The organism is Pseudomonas turukhanskensis, assembly GCF_027922365.1.
In the GTDB taxonomy this organism is placed as follows: domain Bacteria; phylum Pseudomonadota; class Gammaproteobacteria; order Pseudomonadales; family Pseudomonadaceae; genus Aquipseudomonas; species Aquipseudomonas turukhanskensis.
Window position 1 is genome coordinate 98,887 of the sequence record NZ_BSFN01000005.1, and the last position, 23,121, is coordinate 122,007.

The following is a 23,121-nucleotide window of genomic DNA, read 5'->3' on the forward strand; positions in this document are numbered from 1 at the left end:
CGCCAAAGCGGTATTCGCCCTACATACATCGCGCAATATTTGGGAGCTTTGCGCAAATTCCAGACAAATTTTTCTCCGCAAACCAGGCTGCGCGCTACGAATCACCAAATTTTGCGCATGCCTTGCCATATTCAGCTCAAGTGAATAGGGTTAACCGCATGAAAACACCCCACACCCTTATTCTGCTGCGGCAACACGCCTGCCTGTGCCTGGTCAGCCCGCGACTGCAAAGCTGACTGCTCACCTCGCCCCGCTACACTTAATTGCACGCAGTTATCACCGGTCGGCCACCCTTATCTGGCCACGCTACGTAAAGGAATTTGCCATGAGCATGCTCAAAGATCCGTCGAACAAATACCGCGCCTTCACCCCGATCAACATTCCCGACCGCACCTGGCCGAGCAAGGTGATCGACAAAGCCCCGATCTGGCTGAGCACCGACCTGCGTGATGGCAACCAGTCGCTCATCGAGCCGATGGATGCCGAGAAAAAAATGCGTTTCTTCAAAACCCTGCTGGCCGTGGGTTTGAAGGAAATCGAAGTGGGCTTTCCGTCCGCTTCGCAAACCGACTTCGACTTCGTGCGTGAATTGATCGAAGGCGGCCATATCCCCGATGACGTCACCATTCAGGTGCTGACTCAGGCCCGTGAAGACCTCATCGAGCGCACCTTCGAATCGCTCAAAGGCGCCAAGAAAGCCATCGTTCACTACTACAATGCCTGCGCCCCGAGCTTTCGCCGCATTGTGTTCAACCAGGACAAGAACGGCGTAAAAGAAATCGCCGTGCAGGCCGGTCAGATCATCAAGCGCCTGGCCGAAGCCGCGCCAGAAACCCAATGGGGTTTCGAGTACTCGCCGGAAGTATTCAGCTCCACCGAGATCGATTTCTCGGTGGAGGTGTGCAACGCGGTTATCGCCGTGTTCCAGCCAACTCCAGCCAAGCCGCTGATTCTCAATCTGCCGGCCACCATCGAAAACGCCACGCCGAACAACTACGCCGACCAGATCGAATGGTTCGGTCGTCACGTTGATCGCCGTGACAGCGTGATCATCAGCCTGCACACCCACAACGACCGTGGCACCGGCGTTGCCGCCACCGAGCTGGGCCTGATGGCTGGTGCCGACCGCGTGGAGGGCTGCCTGTTTGGCAACGGCGAGCGCACCGGCAACGTCTGCCTGGTGACCGTGGCGCTGAACCTGTACACACAAGGCATCGATCCGCAATTGGATTTCTCCGACATCGATACCGTGCGCAAGGTGGTGGAAGACTGCAACCAGCTGCCGGTGCACCCGCGTCACCCCTATGTGGGCGACCTGGTTCACACCGCATTCTCCGGCTCGCACCAGGATGCCATCCGCAAAGGCTTTACCCAGCAGAAAGCCGATGGCGTCTGGGAAGTGCCATACCTGCCGATTGACCCGGCCGATATCGGCCGCAGCTACGAGGCGGTAATTCGCGTCAACAGCCAGTCGGGCAAAGGCGGCATCACGTTCCTGCTGGAACAGGAATACGGCATCAGCTTGCCGCGTCGTATGCAGATCGAATTCAGCCAGGTTGTGCAGAAAGAAACCGATCGCCTGGGCCTGGAAATGACCGCCGAGCAAATCTACAGCCTGTTGCAGAACGAGTATCTGCAAGCCAGCAGCCCGTATGCGCTGAAAAGCCATCGCCTGCAGGAAGAGAACGGCATCTGCAACGTGGATATCGACGTCACCGTCAGTGGCGAGCTGCGCCGCAAACACGGCACTGGCAAGGGCCCGCTGGAGGCCTTGGTCGCAGCCTTGCCGCAGAACCTGGAAATCATTGACTACCACGAACACGCTATCGGCGCCGGCGCCAACGCCAAGGCAGCTGCCTATATCGAAGTGCGCCTGAACGGCGGACGTCCGGTGTTTGGCGTGGGCATTGATGAAAACATCACCACCGCCAGCTTCCGCGCCCTGTTCAGCGCCCTTAACCGCGCGCTGAAACAGGCCGAGGAAAACACTCAGGCGGCATAACGCAAACCGCTACACCGCAAAAGGGGCGCCCGGAAACGGGCGCCCCTTTTCGTTTTCTCACGAGCTAAACCTCAATGTTGCCCATCGTTGAGGTACAGCAGCAGGATACCGTCATGGGTTAACCAGCCGCCGTGGAACCACATACCGGTCTCCACCAGGCCGTGCCGAAACGCCCGTTCGAGCGCCCGTTCACACACCTTCTTCGGCGCGCCGCTGGTGGCCTGCAAAATCTCGATAACCACCTGCCCGGCCAGGGCAGACGGTTCGCCATTGAGTTGACGCTGGCGCATGTCATATACCGCCGCGCACACCTGCCAATCGCTAATGTCTTTGGTCGCCATTTGTATCGCCTCCCACACAACGTGGGGACACAGTGGATACCCAAAGAAATCCTGACAACACAAAGCCTGCGCAAACTTCGGCCTCAATTTCCTAACTGCGCGAAGCCTATGTCTGTATTGGCTGCTGTTCCCGTTGCCGCAATTTACCCGTACCACGCTGGACGCCAGGCTGCATTTACCCTGGTGGAGCTACTGATAGTGGTGACGCTACTGGGCATTTTTGCGGCCATTGCCGTGCCCAACTTCTACCACACCACCCACAGCAATCGAGCGCTGGCCGCCGCCAACGAACTCTACTCGGTGTTGCAGTACGCCCGCAGCGAAGCGCTTAGCCGCGGCCGCGGCGTAACCGTGAGCGTCAGCGCGCAAGACGCCTGGGCTGGCGATACCTATGTGAAAGCCGGTACACAAACCCTGCGCCACTACGCCAAGGGCAGCTTTGGCGACGCCAGTGCCAGCAGCTCGTTGACGACCCTCACGTTCTGCCCCGGCTTTATCGCCGCCACCACCTGCAACAACGGCGCGCTCAGTAGCCCGCCTACCTTCACCGTGAGCTATGCCAACGACAGCTCGGTGACCACCCGCACAATCAAGGTACTTGCCAGTGGCCAGATCTCCCGCCCCACCGCCAGCGAATAACGCGCGCGGCTTATCCGCCATGGCCGGCTTCAGTCTGATCGAAGTACTGATTGCGCTGCTGGTGCTGTGTATCGGCCTGCTGGGCATGGTGTCGCTGCAAGGTCGTGGTTTGCAGCTGTCGCAAAGTGCCAATCAGCGCAGCACAGCAATAATGCTGGCCCAGGATCTGGTCGAGATGATGCGCAGCAACCCCGACGCCACACTCACCAACAACCTGTTCAGCACCGCCTCCAGCTACTACAAGGCCGCCGGTAGTGAGTTTTCCAGCACCAGCGTAGCCAACTGCGCCAGCCTGGACCGCAGTGGCGGCGGCGCCACGGTTGCCAGCCAGGACTTCGGCTGCTGGCTGCAGGAAGTGCAGAGCTTGCTGCCGGTCACCAGCGGGCTGCTGAAAAGCAACTTCACCATCTGCCCGAGCAGCAAGGAAAACAGCTGCAGCAGCGGCCCAAGCTCGGTGGTGATGATCCAGCTGGCCTGGCAAGACAAGAGCGGCGATTGCACCGACAACATCTGCTACTACCGCCTGCGAGCCGAGCTATGAAAAACGCCCAGCAAGGCCTGTCGTTGATCGAGCTGATGATCGCCATGTTGATTAGCTCGTTCCTGATCCTCGGCGCCACGCAGGTCTATATCGATAACCAGCGTTCCTACCAATTCCAGCAAAGCCAGAGCAGCAACCAAGGCCAGGGCCGGGTGATTCAGATGCTGCTGGAACATCAACTGGCGCGCACCGGTTACCGCGCCACGCCGTTGCTGACCACGAGCCTTGCCAGCGCGTTTCCGGCACTGGCCAGCAGCAATGGTTGCCCGGCCTTCAGCGCCGGCCAGACCCTGTTGCTGAGCACAGACAACACCGGCGTGTGCTACCGCTACCAGGGCTCGGCGGACGGCGCCGATGTCGATTGCCTGGGTAACAAGATCAGCAAAGGCCAGGACGTGCTGAGCCGTATCGACTTTGTCAGCAGCACCAGCGCCGGGGCGGGCAGCCTCACCTGTTCGGTCGGCGGGGTGAGCACCACCTTGGCCGATGGCCTGGCCGACTTCATGTTTTTTGCGCTGCCTGACAGCAGTGCTTCGGCCCAGGGCGTGCGCTACGCCGCCCTGCTGTCGAGCAGTGCAAGCCTGCGCGACGGCGTGGCCACCAGCGTGCTCGATCAATGGAAAAGCGTTAGCGGCAAAACCCGCAACAGCGATCAGTACCTGTACCAAATCAGCCAGGGCAGCGTCGCCCTGAGGAACCTGATGCCATGACCCCCGCCCTCCCCCACAAACAACACGGGGCGGCTTTGCTGGTCGCCCTGGTAATGCTCCTGCTGATTACGTTGCTGGCCACTTCGAGCCTGCGCGACAGCACCCTGCAGAATCGCCTGAGCGGCACCGTCGCCGAACGCCAGCACGCCGCCAATGCCGCCGAGTCGGCGTTACGCGAGGGCGAACGGCGTTTGCAGGCACTGGCCAATACCGGCGTCAGCAGCCTGGGCTCCACCGATTGCACCGCCAGCATTGGCGCCCTGGCAGCCACGGTGAAAAACCTCTGCATCCTGGCCAGTGACCGCTATGCCGACAGCAGCGTGGCCGGCACCGACTGGTGGACCGCCGCCACCTACGCCACTGACTACCTGGGCTCGAACAGCGACGCCAGCTTTACCAACACGCCGCGCTGGAACACTGCCTATATCGGCACGTCCACCACCGACCTGGAAACCCTGCAACAGGGCAAAGGCACCTACTTCTACCGCGTCAGCGCGGCCGCCCGGGCCGACGGCAAGCGCTTTCCCGTTGTCCGCCAGAGTGTTTACAGGATTACCGTGCAATGACTTCTCGCCACCCTCCGCGCTCGCTGTTTTCCTCGCTGCTGCTGCTCGCCGCCTTGCACGTGAGCCCGGCGGCGGCGACCGGTTTGAACCTCAGCCAGGTGCCGCTGTTTTTAACCGAAGGCGTGGCACCAAATATCATGGTGACCATCGATAATTCGCAGAGCATGCGCTGGGCATTTGCACCGGACACGCTCAGCCCGGTCAATAGCACGGACGCCACAGCTATTCGTACCAGTCGCCGCGCCAAATCCGCGACCTTCAACCCGCTGTATTACAACCCGACCGTCACCTACACCCCGCCTTACGCAGTCAGCTACAACGACGCAACGGTGACGTCCACGCCGCTGACGACCAGCTTCACCGCCGCGTACGTCAACGGTTTCAAAAGCACCCTAGGCAGCCACAACTTGGCCACCGGCTACATGGTCGCCTGGGACTACGACACCAGCCGCGGCACGAGCACGGCCAGCAATTTTTCTTACAGCAGTTCCATCAAGTACGACACCACCGGCATCGTGTATTACTTGGCGGCCAACCCGACCTCGGATTTTGCAGCCACCACTGCCAAAACCACCAACACGGCGGGCACCGCGACTACCACCAGCAACGTGACCTATAGCACCAACGTCACTAGTTGCCCGGCGTCGATTCCCAGCACCAGCTCCAAAAGCAGCACCACTACTACCACTGGCACCAACGTCAGCACCGGCGCGAGCGTGACCACCTCAAGTTACGTCAACACCGTCACCAGCTACAGCAGCATCACCTGCACTCAGACGAGCACAAGCGGCACCAAGAAATACACCGTAAAGGTCACGACAACGGTCACTCCGACCACCACAACTACCGTGTCGGCGATGGCCGACAAAACCACCAGCGCCGTACCGGCTTACTACTACCTGTACAACAGTGCACTCTCAGGCTGCACGGCCAGTATTGACGATGACAACTGCTACAAACTCGTCACTGTCAGCGCCTCCTCCGGCACCGGCGGTACCGACGAGCGTCAGAACTTCGCCAACTGGTACAGCTTCTACCGCAACCGCGAACTGGCCACCCAATCGGCCGCCAACCTGGCCTTTTCCGAGCTGAGTTCCGCTACCCGCTTGAGCTGGCAGGCATTGGGTACCAGCGACACCTGCATCACCAGCACCTCCTACCTCACCACCAGCAACTGCCGTGGTTTGACGAACAGCTCCACCTCGTACTACGACAATCGCTTGCGCGACTTCTCGGGCAGCCACCGGGCGCAGTTTTTCGCCTGGCTCAGCGACATCTACTACAACCAGAGCACTCCACTGCTGGCCGCAATCGACCGTGTAGGCACACTGCTGACATCAACCGGGGCGAACGGCCCCTACGCCAAAGTAGTGGGCAGTACCGAAAAGCCGATTTACTCCTGCCGCGCCAGCTACAGCATCACGATGACGGACGGTATCTGGAACACCGTCGGCAGCCATGGTGACTACGACAACACGGAACGAGCGCTTCCCGACGATGGCACCTACAAACCCTTGGCGCCGTTTATGGACAGCACCAGCAATACCCTTGCGGACTTGACGTTCAAATACTGGATGACAGATGCGCAGAAAGACGTCGATAACAACGTTCCGACCTACACCAAGGAAAGCGGCAGCGGCCAATACTGGAACCCGAAAAACGACCCTGCTACCTGGCAGCATATGGTCAGCTACTTCGTCGGTCTGGGGCTGACCAAAACGCTCACTGATCCCGCGTGGGGCGGCGACACCTATTCCGGCGACTACAGCGCATTGGTGGCGAAAACCAAGACCTGGCCTGCCGCCTCGCCCAACAGCTCGAATAACGTCTACGACCTGTGGCATGCCGCAATCAACTCGCGCGGCGAATTCTTCAGCGCCGATAGCCCGGACAGCCTGCTCAGCGCCTTGAAAAATATCGTTACCCGCATCAACGAAACCAGCACCGCCAGCGCCAGCCAGGCGATCAGCTCGCCCCTGACAGACAGCGACTACAGCTCGGCCAATACCTATATCCCCAGCTTTTCCAGCGAAGACTGGAGCGGCACCCTGATCAAATATGAACGCACCACCAGCAGCGCCACCGAAGCCTGGAATGCGCAGACCCTGCTGGACACCCAGTACCCCACCGGCAACACCGCGTATTCCAGCCGCCCGGTCTATATCGCCGGCGGTACCGCCAGCAGCGGTCTGCAGAGTTTCACCTGGGCCAACCTCAGCGGCGCGCAACAGACCACCCTGAACAAAGCGCTGGATAGCACCGTCGACAGCAACGGCAGCAAACGCGTGAGCTGGCTGCGCGGTGATCGCAGCAATGAAAGCACCCTGCTGCGCAGCCGCAGCCACATTCTCGGTGACATCGTCGACTCGACGCCGGTACTGGTGACCACTCCCAGCAGCCCGGCGGCGAAGATGAATGCCCTGGTCGGCGACAGTTCGTATACCGACTTCAAAGCCGAATGGGCCAGCCGAGGGACGCGGGTGTACGTCGGCGCCAACGACGGCATGCTGCATGCCTTCGATGATGCCGGCAAAGAGACCTTCGCCTTTATCCCCAGCAGCGTGATCAGCAACCTCTACAAGCTGATGGACCCCGACTACACCAGCAGCGCCCACCAATACTATGTAGACGGCACACCGACGGTGGCCGACGTGTACTTCAGCAATGCCTGGCACACGGTATTGGTGGGCACCCTGCGCGGCGGCGGGCGCGCCTTGTTTGCCCTGGATATCACCGACCCGGCCAACATCAAACTGCTCTGGGAAAAGAGTTACAGCGACAGCGCCTATGCCGAACTGGGCTACACCTACGCCAAGCCGGTGATCGCGCGCCTGCACAGCGGCGACTGGGCGGTGATTGCCGCCAACGGCGTCAACAGCACCAACGACAAGGCCGTGCTGTACGTCATCAACGTCCAGGATGGCGCGCTGATCAAGGCACTGACCACCACGGACAGCGCAAGCGGCGCCAATGGCCTGTCCTCGCCCTACGTAGCGGATATTGATGGTGACCTGATTGCCGACTACGTCTATGCCGGCGACCTGCATGGCAACCTCTGGCGCTTCGACTTGATCAGCATCGGTGGCAGCCTCACCGACTCAGCGATCAGCAGCACCTTTCGCGTAGCGTTCGGTGGCTCGCCGCTGTACACCGCCGCTGCCACCAGCACGGCCGGCGCGAGCAACACCACGCAGCCGATCACCTCCAGCCCCTACGTGATTGCCCATCCATCCGGCACTGGCCATCTGGTGATCTTCGGCACGGGCAAATACATGGAGGCCGCCGATGCCGCAGCCGACACCACCAAGGCCATGAGCGTGTACGGCATCTGGGACACCCAGACCGCCGGCGAATACACCACCAGCACGCCCACGCTTACCAGCAGCAAACTGCAGGCGCAGACCTTTGGTGCCAACACCACCATTACCTACACCTCCACCAGCGGCAGCAACGTCACCACCACTGCCAACACCCTGAGCAGCAATGCCGTGAGCTGGTTCAACAACGACGGCAGCATCAAAACCTACGGCTGGTACCTGAACCTGCCGCTGACCGGCGAAATGGTGGTGAACAAACCGCTGACGGTCAGCAGCAGCGTGCTGATCACCTCGCTGGCGCCCAACGACGACCCGTGCCAGAGCGGCGCTTCCACCTACCTGACCCTGATCGACCCTTACACCGGCGGCGCCTCCACCGAGACCACCCTGGAGCTGGGGCAAACCACCACCTACTCGCGTATCCAGCTCAACTCGCTGATTGGCGGCGCCAGCGTGCTCTCGCTCGACGGCCAGATCAGCCTGCACAACAGCGATAGCAGTGACGGCGGCGTGGGTGTCAGCGGCCAATCCAATGAACGTCAAAGCTGGCGCGAAGTGCGCCTGCAGGAATGAATATGCAGCACAGGCAAACCGGCTTCACCCTGATAGAACTGATGATCAGCGTAGTGATTCTGTCGATCATCACCGCCATCGCCCTGCCCAGCTACACCCGCTATGTCACACGCACCCATCGCAGCGAGGCGCTAGCTTTGCTCAACGAGGCGGCGGCGCGCGAGGAGCGTTACTACGCGCAGAACAATGCCTACACCAGCACTCTGGCCAACCTCAACCTGCGCCGCAGCACGGGGCTTAGCGACAACGGCTTTTATCAGTTGAGCATCAGCACCAGCGACGACACCCAGGGCGGCTACCTGCTCAGCGCCACGCCGCTGGGCAACCAGGCCAATGACAGCGAATGCGCGGTGATGACGCTGAATGCGCTGGGCGAGAAAACGGTGAGCGGGACGACTAGCGATAGCAGTGAGTGTTGGAAATAAAGCAGCGTAGGCGTAGGGCGAATATCCGCAACACGGATATCCGCCGTCAGGCTTCACGAGGATCGTAACGGCGGATATCGCCTGCGGCGATATTCGCCCTACGGTTGCATTGGTTCGCTTCGTCCAATAAAAAAGACCCGCAATCGCGGGGCTTTTTGCTGGGCATCTAACCCTTACTGCCGCGCATTCAACTGCTGCTGCAGATTCTGCACCTGGCTTTGCAGGGTGCTGATGTTGCGCGTCATCTGCGCACGGAAGGCATCGAACTCGCTGGTGTTGGTGGCCGCAGCAGCCGGGCGGTTTTCCTGTTCACTTTTGAGTACCAGCATGTCCTGTTCCAGACGGCTGATGGCGACGCTGGGGTTGCCCTGTTTTTTCAGCGCATCGATATCGGCGCCCAGGCTTTTCAACTGCGCATCGATCTTGCTGTTGTCGCCCTGCGCGGCCTTGAGCGCGGCCTGGTCGCTGGCTACTGTCTTGAGTTTGTTATCCAAGAGCCCGGTGGCGTCTTGCTGAGCTTTCAGGTCGGCGGCCAGCTGCTCATCGCGCTTGCCCTGATCGGCTTGCTTGCTGCTCAGGGTTTGCAGTTGTTTGGTCAGGTCCGCCACTTTTGCTTCCAGGCTTTTTACCTGCAAGCGCAGGGCTTCGCTGCCGCTGGTGACGTTGGACTCGGTGGCCACCACCTTGCCGGAAATATCCTGAATGCGCCCGGCGGCATCTTCGCTGATGCGCGCGAAGCTTTCCTGGGTGGCAACCAGTTGCTGACTCATCAGGTCGATCTGTTGATGGCTCCACCAGCCCAGCACCCCGAAGGCGATCATCAAGGCGGCGACCAGCGTCCATAGCGGCGCGGTGCTCGGGCCTTTTTTTACCGGTGCGGTGGCGTAGCCACGCTCGGCCGGGGCATGGTGGCCATGGTCGTGGTGGCTGGCGGGGAATTCGTGGTCGCGTGCGTCAGTGGTCAGGCTGGGAACGTTATCGAGTTCATCTAGGGCGTCGTTACGCATGGTTCAACCTATAGGGCACGCAGTGAAGGGGTCGCAAAATAAGGAGCAGCGGGGGCGCAGTATACCGAGCGCAGCGGCGGCACCCAATCAGACAGTGTGAAACCTGCTGCGCTCGGTTCTCACACTGTCTGCATTGGTGCATAACGCACCGCAGTTGCGCGTGTAAAGCACCCGAGACAGCCATCGACCGCCCGCAGGCCGCCCAGTTCCTGCATTTGTGAACTGGTACGCCAATTGCTTTAACCGTTACGGGGAGTAACAAGGCGTCTAGACCGGCCCTAGCCGGCGAACGCGATGGCCAAAGAGCCAGGTTATTCAGACCAGAAAACTGCGCCAGACCGGGCGCGATGGTTTTCGTACTCAAGCTTCGCTTCGACTTGAGTTCACGGGGAGAAATCGAATGGAACTGACCAAGTCTGTACTCGATTGCATGCAAACCTTGCGTCGCCGTCTGCGCCAGGAGCAAGAGGTGGATATCCGCCTCAGCCAGCCCAATGCCGTGATGGACATGTTGATCGCCTGCGCGGCGTCAGACGTGGAAGACACCCGCCAGATGGGCTTGAAGCTCAGCGAGCTGACCCATATCCGTATGGCACCGCCGGTGGCGCCACAGCTCAGCGAAGCCGAGCTGATCGAAAAGTACACGCGTTATGCCGGCCCACTACGGGGTTAACAGCTAGCGGTTTGCAACCACTTTCCACCACGTGCAGAACTCATCGAGCGCCGTCCAGACACTCACCTGCGGCGCATAGTCGAGTTCGCGCTGGGCGCGGCTGATATCCAGGGAGAAGTCCTTGGACATCACCGCCACACCGAGGCGAAACAGACTCGGCTCGGGGCGCCCCGGCAGCAATTTGCAGACCGTTTCGTTCAGCGTTGCGGCGGTGTACGCCAGGCCCACGGGCACGTGTTTGGTGACCGGCGGCAGGTCGAGTTGGCGCAGCACGTAATTGACCACGTCCCACAGCGGCACCGGCGCACCGTTGCTGATGTTGTACACCTTGCCCAAGGCCGTGCCGGCGGCGAGCAGGCTGCTGAACAGCGCCTCGTTGAGGTTATGCATGCTGGTGAAATCGACGCGATTTAGGCCGTTGCCGATGATAGCCAGCCGGCCTTTGCGCTGCATTTCTATCAGTCGTGGAAAGATGCTGGTGTCGCCCGCACCGGTGACAAAGCGCGGGCGCAAGGCAATCACTTCCAGACCAAACTCCTGCGCGGCCAGCACTTCCTGCTCGGCGATAAACTTGGTTTCGCCGTAATGGTCGACAAACTTCTTCGGCACCTGTTCTTCACGCAGGCCTATATGGGATTTGCCATCGAAATACACCGAGGGTGAGGACAGGTGCACCAGGCGCCGCACCTTCTGGCTCAGGCAGGCTTCGATCACGTTCTGGGTGAGTACCACATTGCCGTTGTAGAAATGCTCACGCTTGCCCCAGGTACCGACGGCACCGGCGCAATGCACCACCATTTCTACGTCATGGCAGAGGGTGCGCACCAGGCTGGGATCGCTGAGGTCGCCCTGGACGAATTCGGCGCCGCGCTTGATCAGGTGCTCTACCGCTTCCGGGCGGCGGCCATTGATGCGCACGGCCAAGCCCTGCTCCAGCGCAAACCGGGCAAAGCGCCCGCCAATAAACCCACTCGCCCCGGTTACCAGAATCTTCATCGTTCACCGCCATGGTTTTTGTAATGGGCGTGACTGTAGCAAGGCCCGGCGCGCTTGTAGTGTGGCGTGGTGGGCCAAGGTTCTGACTTGCTGGGTGCACCGTAGGGCGAATATCCGTTTGCGGATATCCGCCGTTCGATTGCCGCGTATCGGCGGATATCGCCTGAGGGGCTATATTCGCCCTACGGTTGCACCAACACCTCAGCCGTCGCCCGCTGCAAATGTCGGGTCAGCTCGCCGAGCAATTCCCCGCCATTGCGCCAATGGTGCCAATACAGCGGCACATCAATCGGCCGCTCCGGCTGCAGCTCCTGCAACGCTCCGCTGGCCAGCAGCTCGCGCACTTGCAACTCCGGCACCAGGCCCCAGCCCATGCCGGCTTCGGTCAGGCGAATAAAGCCCTCGGAGGACGGGCACAGGTGGTAGGCAAACGCGCCCTCCGCGCCCTGGCTCGCCAAGTAACGATGCTGCAGAAAGTCATCCGGACCGAAGACGATGGCCGGTGCCTGCGCCAGGCTTTGCGCGGTGACGCCGGCGCTAAAATGCCGGGCGATAAAATCGGGGCTAGCCAAGGCCCGATAGCGCATGGCGCCCAGGGCCAGGCTGCGTGCACCGGCTACCGGTTTATCGGTGGCACAGACACAGGCCGCTACGTCGCCACCGCGCATGCGCTTAAGGCCCACCTCCTGGTCTTCCACTACCAACTCCAGCAGCACCCGGTGTTCGGCACAAAAAGCGGTCACGGCCTGCGCCCACCAGGTGGCCAGGCTGTCGGCGTTCAGGGCGATGCGTAGCCGCTCCGGCGCGGTACCTTCGTCCAGGGCCGGCACCTGGCCGGAGAGGTCGCGCTCAAGCAGTCGTACCTGCTGCACATGGTTAAGCAGGCGGCGGCCGATTTCGGTGGGCTCGGGTTTGCTACCGCGCACAAGCACCGGCTGCCCGACCCGCGCTTCCAGCAACTTGATGCGCTGCGACACCGCCGATTGCGACAGCCCCAATACCTGCGCCGCGCGCTCGAAGCCGGCCTGCTCGACCACTGCCGCCAGTGCCGAGAGCAACTTGTAGTCGAACACTATCAATTCTCCTAATGTGAGACCAGCAGGATTCGTTTTCCTTATACAGGCTCGCCCCGCAGACTCGCCACACGAATCACCCCTCAGGACGTATTTCCCATGTGGCAAAGCTATATCAACGGTCTTTTAGTGGCTGCCGGCTTGATCGTGGCGCTTGGTGCGCAGAACGCCTTTGTGCTGGCGCAGAGCCTACGCCGCGAGCACCACCTGCCGGTGGCGGCGCTGTGCGTGCTGTGTGACGCGGTGCTGGTGGTAGCCGGCGTGTTCGGCCTCGCTACCCTGCTGGCGCAAAGCCCGGTGCTGCTGGCCGTGGCCCGCTGGGGCGGTGCGGCGTTTCTGTTGTGGTACGGCGTGAAGGCGCTGCGCAGGGCCTGCAACCCCGAAGCCTTGAACGAAGCCGCCAATGCCGGCCCGCGCTCGCGCAAAGCGGTGTTGATGACGGCGATGGCAGTAACTTTGCTCAACCCTCACGTGTACCTCGACACCGTGCTGCTGATTGGCTCGCTCGGGGCGCAGCAGGCCGCGCCGGGGGCTTATGCAGCGGGCGCGGCCAGTGCGTCATTGTTGTGGTTCTTTACCCTCGCTCTGGGCGCCGCCTGGTTGGCACCGTGGCTGGCCCGACCGACTACCTGGCGGGTGCTGGATGTGCTGGTGGCGGCAATGATGTTCGTCGTTGCGGGGCAACTAATCGCCGGGGTGTAAGTCCACCATCAGTACGGGGCGCTTTAACACCTCGACGCAGAGCCCTGGCCCGGCCTTACCCACACAGTTGCTGCGTGGTTATGCCGCAGGGCCGGTGCTATCATCCGACCCCTGCGTCGCAAAGAGTACAAACTCCCCGTCGCATGTTTGGCCGCCCGTGATCGGCCTTGCGCCTATACCGCAACTGACCCTGATTAGGAGAATCACCCATGGCTTTCGAATTGCCTCCGCTGCCGTATGCCCACGACGCGCTGCAGCCGCACATCTCCAAGGAAACCTTGGAATTCCACCACGACAAACACCACAACACCTACGTCGTAAACCTGAACAACCTGGTGCCTGGCACCGAGTTCGAAGGCAAAACCCTGGAAGAAATCGTCAAGACTTCCTCGGGCGGCATCTTCAACAACGCCGCTCAAGTGTGGAACCACACCTTCTACTGGAACTGCCTGGCACCTAACGCCGGCGGCCAACCGACTGGCGCTCTGGCCGATGCCATCAACGCTGCTTTCGGTTCGTTCGACAAATTCAAAGAAGAATTCAGCAAGACTTCCATTGGCACCTTCGGCTCCGGCTGGGGCTGGCTGGTGAAGAAAGCTGACGGTTCCCTGGCCCTGGCCAGCACCATCGGCGCCGGCTGCCCGCTGACCAGCGGCGACACCCCGCTGCTGACCTGCGACGTCTGGGAACACGCTTACTACATCGACTACCGCAACCTGCGTCCAAAGTATGTTGAGGCGTTCTGGAACCTGGTTAACTGGGACTTCGTCGCGAAAAACTTCGCTGCCTAAGTAACACGCTCCATGAAGCAAAAAAGGCCGACCCCCTGAAGGGCCGGCCTTTTTTATTGACGATTATGATTTAAGGGAATGGCCATGCAGGCGCACCCGCACTCATATCCAGACGAATAGCCGTGCTGTAGTTGTTGGTCGTATTGTTGGCATAGAAAAACGCCGGCTGCGCTGGAAAATTGTACGCCGCGACCTGTTGCTGAGCAGCTTCGCTGGTTTTGATACCCCACATCGCAAAGGTTGGGCGTTGATCTCGCTTGGTCAACCAAGACATGCCGATCAGCAAATTGTCGTTGGCACTACTTCCAGGGCGTGACGCGTAAGTGCTATAGCCAAGTTTGGCCTTGTTGCTGTCCCAGTCCCCATCGCCCAACAGGCGGTGATGTAGATACATCAGCGTCCAGACATCCCAAGCTTGCGCTGGATTCGACTTCATGTCGGCCCAGTAATGCGCCCACTGGGTATAGAACGCCATGCGTTCACCATTTTGAGCCTGATAGGCGGTGTTCACCCAGAGTCGTTTGTACACACCCTCGACAGGGTCTGCCTCGGTGCGGCCAGCGTTAATCAGATCGAACGCGGAGCGGTAATTGACAACCCGAGGCGATTGATTCGCCCCATACTCATTAAAGATCCGCCAGTTTTTCTGCAGGGGGAAAATCTGATTGAACACCTCGCCAGAAATGGCGCCGTACACTTGCATACGTGACACCTGCAGGTTATGCCCCAGCTCATGGCTTTCCATCCAACCGCGAGGATTCAAACTCGTGCTCTGGTCGTAAGGGTTGCCGCTGCAGCCATCGCCACAACGAGCTCTCGAGTCGACGTTGATGTGCTGGGTCCCCGGCATTCTGTGCAGTGTCTCGTTTGTGCAGTCCCACCCAAGCGCTTGGCACGCCTGAACAATCGCCGGACTCAGTGGGTATCCCGGCATGGCAAAACCGGCGAGCTTGTAGGCCCCGCGGACAAACAAGTCGTCGAACTCGTCAATAAAGTTCTGGACACCATTTTTCAAGGCGTTGGCCACCATACTGGCCTTCGCGTGGACCTCCACCGAACCACTACGTATCTCCATCCAGTCAAATTTATCCATGCTCCAGACTTGAGTGAAATCAGCAATGGCCTGGCTATTGTCTTCCCCCCAACGGATATCGAGGAACGGATGCTGGGCCACACCGACTATTTTGACAGTGACCTGTTGCCCCGGCTTCGCGCCGCTGTAGTGCAGCTGTAATGGACCACCGTATGGAGTTACGAGAGCCATAGGCATTCCCGGCTGAATACGGATTGGAGGGCTTTTCAGGTAAAACGGACGCACGTATCCGTTGGTCTCCCACAGTCGCGTCGATTCAGGCCACTGAGTATTGACGGCAACGCTCAGTGAGGTACCCGCATCAGTCTCGGCGCTTACGAGCAGGCGTTTCCCTGGCACGGCCATACGGCCGATGGCGGTAAATCCACTTTCCTGAGGCAGGGTAAGGGTCAAGGTCTCCTGCGAAATGGAAGTAGGCATAGACGAGTGGCGGGCGGTAGCGTAAGTACCCAGATCCTTCTGCGCCGTACCCACAGTGCGCGCATAAGCAATCAGATTGTCCGCGATATAGGCTTCCTGAAATTTGGCCGGGTCCTTGCTCTTGTCCATCGGATAACTAATACCCTTGCGCACTGTGTCGGCCCATAGCGTCCACAGTCGCAGGCTAGTAGTACCGGGGGTAGAAAACAGGTTTACCCCATTGGCGTTGAATCTATTAATACCTGCCGACAACGCTTTTACCTGCGCAAAGAACGCCTGCGCACTCGGCAGGTTGGTATCCGACCAGTTGGGATCGGTAGACCAATTACCCTCGGCGATCATCCTGACGAAATCCGCGTCCTGCGCATAATTAGTAGCCAAGCGGATAGAGTCTGCCGCCGTGCGCGTGGGCGGCACCAGATCCCCCGCCCAATAGTTACCTGGGTAGGCTCCTGTGACAAACCCAAGCCCTTCAAAGATCTGCTCCGCGCTAGCGGGTGCCCCCCACCCACTGTCGTTGAGATACATAATCGGCACCCCGGCTTTCATCGCCGATCTGACCGACTGGGACAGAGAACCATCGCCGCGGCCTGCGTTGTCCAGCAACAGCAATTGGACGCGTCCCGCACAACTGGCATCCGATAGCGCATTACAGTTTGCATTGACCGGCGAAAACCCTGCCAGACGCAGCGCTGAAAGGCTTGCTGTGGCATTGGGCCCTACTATGCTGACATTGAAATTCTCAGGTACCGTGCCTGCTGGACTGCCGGTAACCAGCCACTGCACGACACGCTTGAACAGAGGCGTGTGCTCGGCAAGGGTAGTCGGCAACACCCTTAGAAGGTTGTTGCCATACGCAACTGCCCGCCCACCATCGAGCTGACTGATGCTTGCCAGAGGGTTACCACCGTTGCCGATTATCAGCGGAAAGGCGTTGTCCGGAGAGAGAGGAAGCACGAACTGACTGGAAGCGCCCGGGTTGAATGCGGAGCTTACGCCCTCATACAGGCCTTCAAGCAGTTGCTTGCGGGCCAGAGAGACCCCTTCGACGTGTTTAAGTAAACGCTCTGCCACCAGTTTGCTGTTGGTCAGTTGCGCGGCATCCCCGCTGACCAGCGCAGCGTCGAGAGCGTTTTTCTGCGCAGCCTCTGCTGCCGCTGCCTCTGCTGCCGCTGCCTCTGCCGCCGCTGCCTCCGCTGCTGCCGCCTCTGCTGCCGCTGCCTCTGCCGCCGCTGCCTCCGCTGCTGCCGCCTCTGCTGCCTCTGCTGCCGCTGCATCCGCCTCAGCCTGAGCCTCTTCAGGAGTCAACTCCCGCGGCAAGCCGTAACGGGTTGCCAGGTTGACCGACTGGCTCCAGTCTCGCGTGCTGGGTACCTGATCATTGTCAAAGCTGTTGCCACCGGTCGGGCCCTGCTGAAGGCCCAAACCGCGAAGAATCTGCCCCGTCGTGGAGGCAGCGCCGCTGCCCTCGTCATTCACATAAAGCACAGGAACCCCAGCCAACATCAGCGCCTTGATCTTTTCCGATAGCAGAGGGTCACTGGCGATTTCGTTATCGATCAACAGCAGCTGAATGCTGCTGGCACAGCTCGAATCAAGGATGGCATTGCAATTGGCGTTGGCCCCCGAAAATCCGGCTGCCTTCAACCCAGTCAGGGAGGCAGATACGTTGGGGCCAACGAAGCTGATTCTGAAATTCTCGTCTACACGGCCATCGGCGGAACCGGTGATCAGCCACTGAAAAGCACGCTTGAACAGCGGAATGTGTTCCTTGGCAGTGCTTGGTAACGCCCTTAGCAGGTTGATGCCATACGCAATGGCGCGGCCACCGCCCTGAGTACTGATGCTCACCAGCGGGTAACCCTTATCACCGACAATCAACGGAAAACTGGTGGCTGGGGAGCCAGGAATAATCCACTGGCTACCGGCCCCTGGCTGATAGACGGATTCCTGATCCTTGTACAGATCAGTCAGCAACGTGTTGCGCGCTTCCAAAATCGGCTGCACTTGCTGGGGCAAGCCATACTGGGCCGCCAGGTTGACCGACTGGCTCCAGTCTCGCGTGCTGGGTACCTGATCATTGTCAAAGCTGTTACCAAGGGTTGGGCCATGCTGAAGACCCAAACCGCGAAGGATCGGCCCTCCCATGGCGCCACGGCTACTGCCGAGGTCATTCAGATAAAGCACAGGAACCCCAGCCAACATCAGCGCCTTGATCTTTTCCGATAGCAGAGGGTCACTGGCGATTTCGTTATCGATCAACAGCAGCTGAATGCTGCTGGCACAGCTTGAATCAAGGATGGCATTGCAATTGGCGTTAACCCCCGAAAATCCGGCTGCCTTCAACCCGGTCAGGGAAGCGGAAACGTTGGGGCCAACGAAGCTGATCCTGAAATTCTCGTTTACACGGCCATCGGCTGAACCGGTCATCAGCCACTGAAAAGCACGCTTGAACAGCGGAATATGCTCCTGGGCAGTGCTTGGCAAAGCCCTTAGCAGGTTGATGCCATACGCAATGGCGCGGCCACCGCCCTGAGTACTGATGCTCACCAGCGGGTAACCCTTGTCACCGACAATCAGGGGAAAGCTGGTGCCAGGATCGCCAGGCATAATCCACTGGCTACCAGTACCAGGGAGATACGCAGAATTCTGATCTTTATACAAAGTAGTCAGCAGTTTTGTGCGCGCCTCGATAGTCTTTTGTACGCGCTCCTGCATAGCCTGGGATTGGCTTTGTCCTGCCGCGGTGGCGGGCAAATCTTGAATCATTTGCTCAACGGCGCTGGTCAAGCGACCTGCGGAGGGGGATGCTTCGGAACTTTGTGTTTCAGCCGCTGCGCTAGCCCCAATGGACAAGCAAACGGCAAGCGCTGAGCGACGAAACAATGGAGTGGATAAACGGCTCATAAATCTAACCTGCGTTCGGAGAAGGAGAAACCCATGGGCTGAACTGCTAGCCCGGGATAACCAAATTCTCCTTCGCGCCGTCAGATAGACTGATCAGAGCCAATTTCAAGTCCTGCAAGGAAATGCTTACAAGCTGGCAACCGCCCTCCATCCAGGCAAGATTGCTGAGCGCAAGGTGCAGCAAGCGCTGGTCCGCACAACTGCCGGCAAAACACTCCGTTTTTTTAACCGACGCTAAAGTCTGCTACCCAGCGGTTTACGGATCGGGGCCATTTATCGCAATCTGCGCCGCTGGCTGCAGGAAATATGCTCAGCGGTCTAAAGTTGTGGACAGCTCCGACGACACAGTTTCATTGCGCCCATATACCGAGCGCAGGGTTGAAAAAAGCGCTGGCCGCCCGCAGTCGCTCTTTGATATTTTCCACCGTGATGGCCCTTTGACTGCTTCCTCACGATTGCTAATACTCCGTCGGTATGACGCCTGTGGTCTCGATTAAGGAATGGTCATTTGAAGCTGGAACTCAAACACAGCCTGTCGCTGAAACTACTGCGCGTGGTGTTGTTGTCAGCGCTAGTGGTCGGGGTGCTGTTGAGCTGTGCGCAGATCATGTTCGACGTCTACAAGACGCGACAAGCGATCGCCGATGACGCCCACCGTATTCTGGATATGTTTCGCGACCCATCCACCCAGGCCGTTTACAGCCTGGACCGGGAAATGGGCATGCAGGTTATCGAGGGTCTGTTCCAGAACGAGTCCGTGCGCGTCGCTTCCATTGGCCATCCTAACGAGCCGATGCTGGCGGAAAAATCCCGCGAGCCGATGGTGCGTGCCACCCGCTGGCTGACCGATCCCATTCTTGGCGACGAAGCCACCTTTACCACCCAACTGGTTGGCCGTGGCCCGTACAGCGAATACTACGGCGACCTCGCCATCACCCTCGATACCGCGCGCTACGGCCAAGACTTCATCACCAGTTCGGTGATTATTTTCGTCTCCGGCGTGTTGCGAGCCCTGGCCATGGGCCTGGTGCTGTACCTGGTCTATCACTGGCTGCTGACCAAGCCGCTCTCGAAAATCATCGAGCACCTCACCAACATCAACCCCGACCGCCCCAGCGAGCACAAGCTGCCGATGCTGCGCGGCAATGAGAAAAACGAACTGGGCCTGTGGATCAACACGGCCAACCAGTTGCTCGCCTCCATCGAACGCAATACCCATTTACGCCGCGAAGCCGAAGACAGCCTGCTGCGCATGGCCCAGTACGATTTCCTCACCGGCTTGCCCAACCGCCAGCAACTGCAAACCCAGCTGGACCAGATTTTGGGTGACGCCGGCCGCCTGCAACGCCGCGTGGCGGTGCTGTGCGTGGGCCTGGACGACTTCAAAGGCATCAACGAGCAATTCAGTTACCAGACCGGCGACCAGTTGCTGCTGGCCCTGTCCGATCGCCTGCGCAGCCACAGTGGCCGCCTCGGGGCGCTGGCCCGTCTGGGTGGCGACCAGTTTGCCCTGGTACAAGCCGATATCGAACAACCCTACGAAGCCGCTGAGCTTGCGCAAAGCGTGCTCGACGACCTGGAAGCACCGTTTTTGCTCGACCAGCAGGAAGTGATGCTGCGCGCCACCATCGGCATCACCCTGTTCCCTGAAGACGGCGACAGCACCGAGAAGCTGCTGCAAAAAGCCGAACAGACCATGACCCTGGCCAAGAGCCGTTCGCGCAACCGCTACCAGTTCTATATCGCCAGCGTCGACAGCGAAATGCGCCGCCGCCGCGAGCTGGAAAAAGACCTGCGCGAAGCCCTGACCCAAGGCCAGCTGCACCTGGTCTACCAACCGCAAGTGGACTACCGCGACCACCGCATCGTCGGCGTCGAAGCGCTGTTGCGCTGGCAGCATCCGCAACACGGCCTGGTGCCGCCGGACACCTTCATTCCGCTGGCCGAACAGAACGGCAGCATCATCCCGATTGGCGAATGGATTCTCGACCAGACCTGCCGCCAGCTGCGCGAATGGCACGACCAGGGCTTTACCGACCTGCGCATGGCCATCAACCTGTCTACCGTGCAGCTGCACCACGCCGAGTTGCCGCGGGTGGTGAACAACCTGATGCAGGTGTACCGCCTGCCGCCGCGCAGCCTGGAACTGGAAGTGACCGAAACCGGCCTGATGGAAGACATCACCACCGCCGCCCAGCACCTGCTCAGCCTGCGCCGCTCCGGCGCACTGATTGCCATTGACGACTTTGGAACCGGCTACTCCTCGCTGAGCTACCTGAAAAGCTTGCCGCTGGACAAAATCAAGATCGACAAGAGCTTCGTGCAAGACCTGCTCGACGACGAAGACGACGCCACCATCGTGCGCGCCATTATTCAGCTCGGTAAGAGCCTGGGCATGCAGGTGATTGCAGAAGGCGTGGAAACGCTGGAGCAAGAGGCCTACATCATTGCCCAGGGCTGCCATGAGGGTCAGGGCTACCTGTACAGCAAGCCGCTGCCGGCGCGGGAGCTGACGTTGTTCCTGAAGCAGTCGCGGCGAATCAGTAACGCCAGTACGACGCTGTAAACCAGCCCCGATAAAAAACGCCCGCGATTGCTGCGGGCGTTTCTATTTTTGTAGGGCGTGTTGTGCGCACCAGGCGTTTCATCGGAGAACGCAACGGTGCGCACAGCACACCCTACGTCGAGGTTAGCCGTGGTAATTCTGCAGCAACCAGTTAATCGCCAACGCCCCCAGCAAACACACCACCGCCCCCGCAGCCGCCTGCCAATAAAACGCCCGCGCCAATTCATCTTCCCCGGCATTGGAAAGAATAAAGGGCTGCGATGTTTGCGGTCGGCCCATAAAGTTGGTCGCCGGCCGCGCACTGGTTTGCCGGTGGCGGTCCTCGGCTTCCAACTGCGCCGCCAAGCGCACGCGGTTCCACTCTTGCTCGTCGAGCTGGCCATCGCCGTTGCTGTCAAAGCGCTGCATCAAGCCTGCGAAGTCGCCCTTCCATTCACGAATCACTTCGCCCTGCGCGGCGTTTACGTCCAGGCCCTGACGGCCGCCGCCGGTGGTTTTGAAGTCTCCAATGGCGTACAGCGGCTGGCCCACATGCAGGCGTTCTTCCGTATAGCGATAGCCGTCTTCCTGGTTCAGCAGCAAGGCCAAAAAACTGCTCTGCGCCGGCCCCATCGGATGGCGCGTATTGCCGTACCAAACCTTGCGGGTGGAGGGCCGCACCTGCGCGCCACTGGGGTCGATCAGGCAGTGGCCGGTGGCATCGCTCAATTGCAGCCAGCCTTCGCTGGTGCGGCTGTCGACCACGCTCCAACTCCGGCTCTTGCCATTGCTGCGCGACTCCTCGACCTTAATGCGCCACCACAGGCACGGCGTACCGGTGAGCGGTGCAATGATTTGCGGCACCGTGGGCACTTCCTGCAACACACCATAAAACTCGACATAGCCCTGGGCGGCCGAGCGAATTTTCGAGGTGGGTGTATCGAGCATATGGCGCGCTTCGCTGAGGCGATTGATGCACCACCAGGCGCCGCCGCCACACCCGGCCACGGCAAAGCACATAAGGAAAATGAACTGCTGAATATCCACGGCGCAGCGCTTAATTAAATAGGGCTTTGACGTCGACGTCGGCCTTTTCCGCGTCGCTGAATACCAGCAGGTCGGCAGGCTTGAAGTTGAACGCGCGGGCGACGATCACATCGGGGAACTGCTCGATGCGCACGTTGTTGATATTCACCGCTTCGTTGTAGAGCTCGCGGCGGTCGGCAATGCCGTTTTCGAGGCCGCTGATACGCTGCTGAAGAAACTGGAAACTCTCGTTGGCTTTGAGTTGCGGGTAATTTTCCGCCAGGGCGAAGAGCTGCCCGAGGCCGGCACGCAGGCCGCTTTCGGCTTGGCCAACGGCATTGACATCGCCGCGCTCGCGGGCAGTGCCAACAGCGTTGCGCGCGCTGATCACCTGCTCAAGCGTATTGCGCTCGTGGGCCATGTACTGCTTGCAGGTTTCCACCAGCTTGGGCAATTCATCGTGGCGTTGCTTGAGCAGCACATCGATGTTCGACCAGGCCTTGGTAACGCCGTGCTTGACGCGCACCAGCGCGTTGTAAACCGACACGGCATACACCGCGATAAAGAACAGCACCACCAAAGTGACAACGGCCGTCACGCTCATAGCAGGATCTCCCATCCAAGCAGTACGCAGAGCTTCCATTCTAGCCAGTAACCCTGTTGCAAAGCAGAACTGACGCACGGCTAAAACATAAAGTTATGGCATAAGGCCTTTGCACAAAATGCAAATCTTTCGCATTATGTGTGAGTTTTGCAGCCGAGACAGGCTGCCTG

The 23,121-nt window shown here is 59.9% G+C and carries 18 protein-coding genes; 11 read left to right on the forward strand and 7 right to left on the reverse strand.

What is annotated here, in order from left to right:
- The first annotated feature begins 325 nt into the window (after positions 1 to 325).
- A complete protein-coding gene (gene leuA / locus PKE98_RS10870) occupies positions 326 to 2,002 on the forward strand; it encodes a 2-isopropylmalate synthase (RefSeq protein WP_271195310.1) in 1,677 nt (558 codons plus the stop codon).
- Positions 2,003 to 2,073: 71 nt separating this feature from the next.
- Here the strand turns inward: leuA and PKE98_RS10875 are convergent, their stop codons facing one another.
- A complete protein-coding gene (locus PKE98_RS10875) occupies positions 2,074 to 2,343 on the reverse strand; it encodes a hypothetical protein (RefSeq protein WP_271195311.1) in 270 nt (89 codons plus the stop codon).
- A 108-nt stretch (positions 2,344 to 2,451) separates the two neighbouring features.
- Here PKE98_RS10875 and PKE98_RS10880 point away from each other — a divergent pair, with 108 nt between their 5' ends.
- The 6 genes from PKE98_RS10880 to PKE98_RS10905 are packed head-to-tail and all read left to right on the forward strand — an operon-like array spanning position 2,452 to position 9,114.
- A complete protein-coding gene (locus PKE98_RS10880) occupies positions 2,452 to 2,982 on the forward strand; it encodes a GspH/FimT family pseudopilin (RefSeq protein WP_271195312.1) in 531 nt (176 codons plus the stop codon).
- Between the two features lie 19 nt (positions 2,983 to 3,001).
- On the forward strand, positions 3,002 to 3,523 hold the full coding sequence (pilV, locus tag PKE98_RS10885) for a type IV pilus modification protein PilV (RefSeq protein ID WP_271195313.1): 522 nt from the start codon (positions 3,002 to 3,004) through the stop codon (positions 3,521 to 3,523).
- Positions 3,520 to 4,233, forward strand: a complete 714-nt coding sequence (locus tag PKE98_RS10890) for a PilW family protein (RefSeq protein WP_271195314.1) — start codon at positions 3,520 to 3,522, stop codon at positions 4,231 to 4,233. The genes pilV and PKE98_RS10890 overlap by 4 nt, the downstream gene beginning before the upstream one ends.
- Complete coding sequence (locus PKE98_RS10895) at positions 4,230 to 4,799, forward strand: pilus assembly PilX family protein (RefSeq protein ID WP_271195315.1); 570 nt, start codon at positions 4,230 to 4,232, stop codon at positions 4,797 to 4,799. The genes PKE98_RS10890 and PKE98_RS10895 overlap by 4 nt, the downstream gene beginning before the upstream one ends.
- Positions 4,796 to 8,689 (forward strand): pilus assembly protein, encoded by a 3,894-nt coding sequence (locus PKE98_RS10900; protein ID WP_271195316.1) that lies wholly within the window; start codon positions 4,796 to 4,798, stop codon positions 8,687 to 8,689. Before PKE98_RS10895 ends, PKE98_RS10900 begins: the two co-directional genes overlap by 4 nt.
- Before the next feature lie 2 nt (positions 8,690 to 8,691).
- Positions 8,692 to 9,114 (forward strand): type IV pilin protein, encoded by a 423-nt coding sequence (locus PKE98_RS10905; protein ID WP_271195317.1) that lies wholly within the window; start codon positions 8,692 to 8,694, stop codon positions 9,112 to 9,114.
- Between the two features lie 173 nt (positions 9,115 to 9,287).
- Here PKE98_RS10905 and PKE98_RS10910 read toward each other — a convergent pair whose 3' ends face one another.
- Positions 9,288 to 10,121 (reverse strand): ATPase, encoded by an 834-nt coding sequence (locus tag PKE98_RS10910; RefSeq protein ID WP_271195318.1) that lies wholly within the window; start codon positions 10,119 to 10,121, stop codon positions 9,288 to 9,290.
- A 400-nt stretch (positions 10,122 to 10,521) separates the two neighbouring features.
- On the opposite strand from PKE98_RS10910, the gene PKE98_RS10915 reads away from it, so the two are divergent.
- Entirely contained in the window at positions 10,522 to 10,794 is a 273-nt protein-coding gene (locus PKE98_RS10915) for a hypothetical protein (RefSeq protein WP_271195319.1), read from the forward strand.
- 3 nt (positions 10,795 to 10,797) lie between these two features.
- Here PKE98_RS10915 and PKE98_RS10920 read toward each other — a convergent pair whose 3' ends face one another.
- Positions 10,798 to 11,790, reverse strand: a complete 993-nt coding sequence (locus PKE98_RS10920; protein WP_271195320.1) for an NAD-dependent epimerase/dehydratase family protein — start codon at positions 11,788 to 11,790, stop codon at positions 10,798 to 10,800.
- Between the two features lie 182 nt (positions 11,791 to 11,972).
- Complete coding sequence (locus PKE98_RS10925; RefSeq protein ID WP_271195321.1) at positions 11,973 to 12,869, reverse strand: LysR family transcriptional regulator ArgP; 897 nt, start codon at positions 12,867 to 12,869, stop codon at positions 11,973 to 11,975.
- Positions 12,870 to 12,962: 93 nt separating this feature from the next.
- Between PKE98_RS10925 and PKE98_RS10930 the strand changes: the two genes are divergently transcribed.
- Together PKE98_RS10930 and PKE98_RS10935 are read left to right on the forward strand one after the other, a co-directional pair.
- Positions 12,963 to 13,565, forward strand: coding sequence for a LysE/ArgO family amino acid transporter (locus PKE98_RS10930; RefSeq protein ID WP_271195322.1), 603 nt, complete (start codon positions 12,963 to 12,965; stop codon positions 13,563 to 13,565).
- Between the two features lie 209 nt (positions 13,566 to 13,774).
- Positions 13,775 to 14,356, forward strand: a complete 582-nt coding sequence (locus PKE98_RS10935; protein WP_110616015.1) for a superoxide dismutase — start codon at positions 13,775 to 13,777, stop codon at positions 14,354 to 14,356.
- A gap of 70 nt (positions 14,357 to 14,426) precedes the next feature.
- Here PKE98_RS10935 and PKE98_RS10940 read toward each other — a convergent pair whose 3' ends face one another.
- A complete protein-coding gene (locus tag PKE98_RS10940; protein WP_271195323.1) occupies positions 14,427 to 18,776 on the reverse strand; it encodes an ImpA family metalloprotease in 4,350 nt (1,449 codons plus the stop codon).
- 508 nt (positions 18,777 to 19,284) lie between these two features.
- Between PKE98_RS10940 and PKE98_RS10945 the strand changes: the two genes are divergently transcribed.
- On the forward strand, positions 19,285 to 21,342 hold the full coding sequence (locus tag PKE98_RS10945; RefSeq protein ID WP_271195324.1) for a putative bifunctional diguanylate cyclase/phosphodiesterase: 2,058 nt from the start codon (positions 19,285 to 19,287) through the stop codon (positions 21,340 to 21,342).
- A 123-nt stretch (positions 21,343 to 21,465) separates the two neighbouring features.
- On the opposite strand, the gene PKE98_RS10950 is transcribed toward PKE98_RS10945, so the two are convergent.
- Both PKE98_RS10950 and PKE98_RS10955 read right to left on the reverse strand, forming a co-directional pair.
- Complete coding sequence (locus PKE98_RS10950) at positions 21,466 to 22,341, reverse strand: GIDE domain-containing protein (RefSeq protein ID WP_271195528.1); 876 nt, start codon at positions 22,339 to 22,341, stop codon at positions 21,466 to 21,468.
- 37 nt (positions 22,342 to 22,378) lie between these two features.
- On the reverse strand, positions 22,379 to 22,951 hold the full coding sequence (locus PKE98_RS10955) for a LemA family protein (RefSeq protein WP_271195325.1): 573 nt from the start codon (positions 22,949 to 22,951) through the stop codon (positions 22,379 to 22,381).
- Positions 22,952 to 23,121: the final 170 nt, after the last annotated feature.